Raw genomic sequence first — 3,613 nt, 5'->3', positions numbered from 1 at the left:
TAAGAGTCGCAAGGTTTTCACAATCAAGCCTCTCCCTCTCACCCGCTTGACACGGGCCGATTCGCATTGTACACTGGACTTAGGATTAGCGCTAGAGCAAGGATTAAGGCACCCCCATGGCGGGCAGGCAAGCAGTTACCATTAAAGATGTTGCGGAACAGGCAGGTGTCAGCCTGATGACCGTCTCCGCAGTGCTGAGCGGCAAGGCGGCACAACGCCGGATCTCTGTGCGTACCCAAGATCGTGTTCATACTATTGCCAGCGAGCTTGGCTACAAGGCCAACCACTTAGCACGTAGCCTAGCGACGGGGCGCAGTGGTGCACTTGGGCTCGTCTTCCCTTACTCATCGGCGTTTATCGACCATAACCCCTTTAGTATGGCGATTCTCTCAGGGGTGATGACTGCCGCTGTTGAGGCACGCTGGAACCTGATGCTCCACACGGCCACAGGAGACGACTGGAATGCGGTGGATAGCGGTGAGCTAATCGACCCCCGTGTGGATGGCCTCTTACTGGTCTTGCCTACCCCGCACAGTCCCTTGGTGGAACGGTGCCAGCACGAGCGCTTTCCCTGCGTCGCGCTAATCTACACTCCTGACACCTCCGAGCTCTGCGCTGTGAACGCAGATGACTTCGCAGGAGGACAGCTCGCGACCGAGCATCTGATCGCACTGGGGCATCGACGAATCGCTCATCTCTCGGGTGATCCTAAGGTTGCCACCAGCGCTCCACGTCGCGCTGGCTACCTTGCAGCACTTCGCAACGCAGGAATTGCCCCTGAGCCCGCGCTGGTCGTTCCTGCTGGCTTCACTGCTCCTGGCGGCTACAGCGGCATGAAGGCGTTGCTGCAACGCCCCCGAACACAGTGGCCCACCGCTGTCTTTGCGGGAAATGATCTCAGTGCTCAAGGCGCTCTGGAGGCACTGACCGAGCATGGCCTGAGTATCCCTAAGGACATGTCCCTTGTCGGTTATGACGACTCCCAGACCGCATTGCTCACACAGCCTGCTCTGACCAGTGTATGCATGCCCATCTACGATATGAGCTTGCAAGCCACGCAGCTACTTATTTCTCTGATCGAAGGTAAGGAAATCACCCTGCGGCAGCCCGTCCTGCCGGTATCACTGACGGTGCGTCACTCTTGCGGGGCATCACTGCCTCCTCTTTTTCCATCGAAGGAATCTTAACCTATGAAACGGTTCATCCAAGAAAGTCGAGGGTTCACCCTCATTGAGTTACTAGTAGTCATTGCTATCATTGCAATCTTGGCGGCAATCCTCTTTCCCGTCTTTGCCCAGGCCAGAGAGAAAGCGAGGCAAGCCACCTGCCAGAGCAACATTCGTCAGCTTGCCCTCGCCACGCGCATGTACCAACAAGACTACGATGAGTGCTACCCGATGCTGGAAAATAGCCCCCAGCGCTACACAATCGCCAACATGCTTGATCCCTACATCAAGACCAATAAGAAGAATACCAATACCAGCGGGGGCAACCTCTGGCCGGAAGACAGTGTCTGGCGCTGCCCCACAGCAACATCCTATAGCTCCGGTAACCAGGCGTCGTACTTTACTGTGGGCTACAACTGGCTCTACCTCACTGAGATGGATCCTAGCAATAACTTCGTACCCGTCTGGACAACCGGCGATAAGTGGGGCATCTGGGGCTGGACGCAGCCGGGGCGTAGTGAGGCATCTGTGAGCAAGACCGCTGAGACCGTGATGTTCACCGATGCAGGGCATGCCGATGGCCCCGGTGGCCGACGCGCTACCTGGAGCGGGGTTCAGCCCCCCTCGGCGCGCGTTGGCAATGGTGCAGTGGATTTCATCTCGGTTGCTGAGGGACGTCACAACACGATGGCCAATATCGCCTTCTGTGATGGCCACGTCAAGTCGATGAAGCTGGAGGCGTTCTATGGGCGCTGGAACGCAGATAAGACCTTCACTGCAACCCAGATACCCGTGGATAGGTACTTCATGCTCAACCAGCCCTAGTGACAGTATTCTGGTGGGGGAGGGCATGCTCTCTTTCACCAGAAGTGAGGAGAAAGTGATGCGTTTACTCATGGCACTCGTTGCAGTCCTATTTCTTGTCGTGGTAGTCGGTTGCTCATCCAAGCCCGACCCAACCTCGACCCGTACTACCAAAGAGATGAAGGGCGGAGGACCACCCATTCCTGGCCCTCCTGGAGCGGCACCTCGATAGATGAGCACTAACTACTATTTCGACACACGCGGTGATGATCAAGGCGCGGGAATAAGCCCCCAGCAAGCCTGGCGTACCTTGGAAAAACTCAAAGGGGTTCGCCTTCTACCAGGTGATCAGGTCGTGCTCGCGGAGGGCCAGGAGTTTCATGGTGCTCTCTCACTGCCACCTAACAACAGCGGAACGCCGCTGAAGCCTATCGTCATTCGAGGAAGCGGTGCAAAACGCGCGACGATTATTGCATCAGGCAGCTCGGCTATCGAGCTCAGAGCTGGTGGCATTGAGGTTCGCGACCTTAACTTAAAGAGCAGTCTCCCGCTCGTGGTTCCCGACGATTCGCAGAAAAACAAGGGGGTGACAGGGCTGAGCATCTACACGGATGACTCGCGGGGGAGGCTACACAAGTACGTGCGTGTCGAGAGCGTCACAGTCAGCGGCTTCAGTGGCGATGGTGTCAGTGTTGGCTCCTGGCACGACAGTCAGCCGGGCTTTGAGGACGTGGTTCTTCGCCACGTCGATGCTCACGACAATGGTGGGAAAGGAATCAATTTCTACGCAAAGCGGGATCGAGAGAAGTCTACGGTTGTGTACCCGCACCACAATGTTCACATTACCGACTGCGTCCTCTCGCGTAACCACTCTGGCTCGGGACTGGTGCTGAGTGGTGTGCAAGACGGCACGGTGGAGTACTGCCTCGCTTCGGAGAACATGGGACCCGGTGGCGGCGTGGGAATGTGGGCCTACGATGCGCGGCGGGTGCGCTTTCATCACTGTATTGTCGAGGGGACACGCACGCGAGGCAAAGATGGTGGTGGCTTTGATCTCGATGGGGGCTGCATGAACTGCACCATCGAGCACTGTCTCACCTACCATAACGATGGCCCTGGGTTTATGCACTGTGACTATCCCACTGCTGGGCAGACGCGAGGCAATATCATTCGTTTCTGCATCAGTATCAATGATGGCCATAAAAAAGACCAAGCTGCCTTTGGTTTTGGGTTTGTTGCCTGGGGTTCTGGCCTTGATGAGTGTCATGTGGAACACAATCTTGCGATCGTGCAGGAGAGCCACATGGGCAGAGAGCCTGAGGGAGTCCTATTCATCAACCGCCTCCCCGGCTACGGTGGTAAAAACGACGACATGCATATCAAGGGCTGTGTCGCGAAAAACAACATGGTGGTTGTCGTGGGTAAGGGGGTTCCCCTTGTCTCCAGTAATTTGCTCAAGCTTACAAACGATCAAGTCCAGCTTGATAGCAACCACTACGATGCCCGAGGTATCCCGCCACTGTTTATCAATGGCAAGAAACACTATACCTCTCTCCAAGTCTGGCAAGAGGCAACAGGCCAGGAGCGACACACCACTGAGGCACCATCCACCATCGTGATTCCCTCCGACTACCAAAAGAAGA

3 protein-coding genes are annotated in these 3,613 nt (G+C 56.2%); all 3 read left to right on the top strand.

The window, feature by feature from the left end; genetic code table 11:
* Positions 1–116 precede the first annotated feature (116 nt).
* Positions 117–1,187: a LacI family DNA-binding transcriptional regulator gene (locus AC1XOS_RS21090; RefSeq protein ID WP_481964181.1), complete on the top strand. Its 1,071-nt coding sequence runs from the start codon at positions 117–119 to the stop codon at positions 1,185–1,187.
* 3 nt (positions 1,188–1,190) lie between these two features.
* Positions 1,191–1,991 (top strand): prepilin-type N-terminal cleavage/methylation domain-containing protein, encoded by an 801-nt coding sequence (locus AC1XOS_RS21085; RefSeq protein ID WP_481964180.1) that lies wholly within the window; start codon positions 1,191–1,193, stop codon positions 1,989–1,991.
* A gap of 211 nt (positions 1,992–2,202) precedes the next feature.
* A partial coding sequence (locus AC1XOS_RS21080; RefSeq protein ID WP_481964179.1) for a right-handed parallel beta-helix repeat-containing protein occupies positions 2,203–3,613 on the top strand: 1,411 nt, incomplete at its 3' end.

This window comes from Armatimonas sp. (assembly GCF_964826245.1).
The sequence above is the reverse complement of the archived record's forward strand: the minus strand, read 5'-3'. Positions and strand labels throughout refer to the sequence as shown.

Excerpts from the sequence above, each read along its gene's own strand:
- AC1XOS_RS21085 (WP_481964180.1), top strand. The coding sequence starts at position 1,191 with ATGAAACGGTTCATCCAAGAAAGTCGAGGGTTCACCCTCATTGAGTTA.
- AC1XOS_RS21090 (WP_481964181.1), top strand. The coding sequence starts at position 117 with ATGGCGGGCAGGCAAGCAGTTACCATTAAAGATGTTGCGGAACAGGCA.